Annotated in this window: 1 protein-coding gene; it reads left to right on the plus strand. The window is 71.6% G+C overall.

Features of this window, described 5'->3' with window-relative positions; translation table 11 throughout:
* Window positions 1–126: 126 nt before the first annotated feature.
* On the plus strand, window positions 127–1989 hold the full coding sequence (locus DQW06_RS24720; RefSeq protein ID WP_026337959.1) for a serine/threonine-protein kinase: 1863 nt from the start codon (window positions 127–129) through the stop codon (window positions 1987–1989).
* Window positions 1990–2123: the final 134 nt, after the last annotated feature.

Consider the following 2123-nt stretch of genomic DNA (forward strand, 5'->3'; position numbering starts at 1 on the left):
GGCTGGGGGTGCGCCCGCCGATAGGTTGGGGGCAGGCGTCTTTCCGGCGGGTGCTCGGGCACCGGGGGAGGCGGTGGTCATCCTCTGGCACCCGGGGGTGGCGAAACGTCGTGTGTGGAGGCTGTAGTGTCCCTTAGGCTCGATCCCAGTGACCCGGAACGTATCGGCCGGTACCGGCTGATCGGCCGTTTGGGCTCTGGCGGCATGGGCCAGGTGTTCTTCGGCCGCTCGGCCGGGGGGCGTGCGGTGGCGGTCAAGCGCATTCATCCGCACATGGCCGCCGACGCCTCCTTCCGGGAGCGTTTCGCCCGTGAGGTCAACGCCGCCCGTCAGGTCAGCGGTGCGTTCACCGCGCCGGTGATCGACGCGGGTCCCGATGACGAGGTGCCCTGGCTGGTCACCTCGTACGTGCCGTCGTTGCCGTTGGACACGGCGGTGCACGACCACGGGCCGTTGCCGGAGGCGAGTGTGCGGGTGCTCGCGGCGGGTCTGGCCGAGGCGTTGGCCGACATCCACCGGGTGGGGTTGATCCACCGTGACCTCAAGCCCGGCAACGTGCTGTTGGCCGAGGACGGGCCGCGGGTGATCGATTTCGGTATCGCCCGTGCCACCGACGGTACGGCGGCCACGCAGTCGGTGATCGGTACGCCGGGGTTCATGAGTCCGGAGCAGGTGCAGGGGGAGGCGCTCACCCCGGCCAGTGACCTGTTCGCCTACGGTGCGGTGCTGGCCTACGCGGCGGCGGGGACGGGTCCCTTCGGTGAGGGCAGTATGCCCACCATGGTCATGCGCATCATCAGTCGTGAGCCGGATCTGTCGGGTGTGCCCGAGTCGTTGCGTCATCTGGTGGCGGCGTGTTTGTCCAAGGATCCGCAGGGTCGTCCGGGGCCGGGGGAGATCCTGGACTACCTGGGTGATGTGGCCACGGGGCCGACCTGGTTGCCCGCGGCGGTGATGCGGGGGGTCCAGGAGCAGGTGGCCAAGGTCAACGGGGCGTTGGCGGCCGCTGCTGGGGATGGGCGTGTCACCGGTCAGCACCAGCGCACGGAGGTGTTGGGGCAGGGTGGTGCTGCTGCTGTGGGTGGTGCGGCGGGAGCTGCGGCTGGTGCGGGTGTGTTCGGTGATGAGGCGGCCACCCGTGTCACGCCGCAGGCGCCGGGGCACGAGGGCGGTGCGACCTCGGTGTGGGGTGAGCAGCAGGGGTATGGGGCCACGGCCCGTTTCCCGTCGGGGCAGCAGGTTCCGCCGACCGCCCAGTACGGTCAGGGCGCCACGGCCTATGGCCAGGGGGCGGCTCACGGTCAGGGCGGTGCTTCCCACGGGCGGGAGGAGGCCGCGGGTCACCGGCAGCCGGACCGGCCCAGCCAGGAGGACGCCTACGCCGACCTGTACGGCGATCGGCGTGATCCGGCCGCGGACGCGCGCCGCCAGCAGCAGGAGCAGTTGCGTCAGCAGGAGGAGCAGCGCCAGCGGCGGATGCAGGAGCAGCAGCGCCACCAGGAGGAGCAGCGCAGGCGGGCGGAGGAGCAGCAGCGTCAGCAGCAGGAGCAGCGGCTGGAGCACCGGCGCCGTCAGGAGGCGGAGCGGGCCCACCGTGAGCGGGTGCGGGCCGAGCAGGAGGCCGCGCGCCGCGCCCAGAGCCAGGCGCGCCATGCCGACCAGCCGGGCCTGTGGGGTTTCGTCAAGCTGTTGCCGCTGCTGATCATTCCGCTGATCCAGGTGCCGTTGGGGTACGGGGCGGCGTTGGCGTGGGCGTGGTTCACCACCGAGACCGAGGTGTGGACGGGGGCGCCGTACGCGTTCGAGCCCTTGCGGTGGGAGTCCTTCTGGCACGCGATGATGCTGGGGTACTTCATCTTGAACAACCTGGTGTCGTTGGAGTACCTGGTCAGGTCGTTGCGTACGTCGTTCGTCACGGGTGCGGTGTTGGCGTTGGGTGCGATCGCGGCGACCAACGGCCTGCTGTACAGCTTCGGTTTCTGGGGCTGAGTCCGGGGTGGGTCCTGGTCGGCGTCGCCGACGCCCACGGGGCGGCCCGGGCGGTCCGCGTCAGCCGTGAGGTGTTCGCCGGGACCCGGTGGGTGGCCGTGTGGGCCGGGCCGGGGCGGCGCGCCGCCCCGGCC

It is taken from the genome of Nocardiopsis sp. TNDT3, assembly GCF_003427465.1.
GTDB classification, from domain to species: domain Bacteria; phylum Actinomycetota; class Actinomycetes; order Streptosporangiales; family Streptosporangiaceae; genus Nocardiopsis; species Nocardiopsis dassonvillei.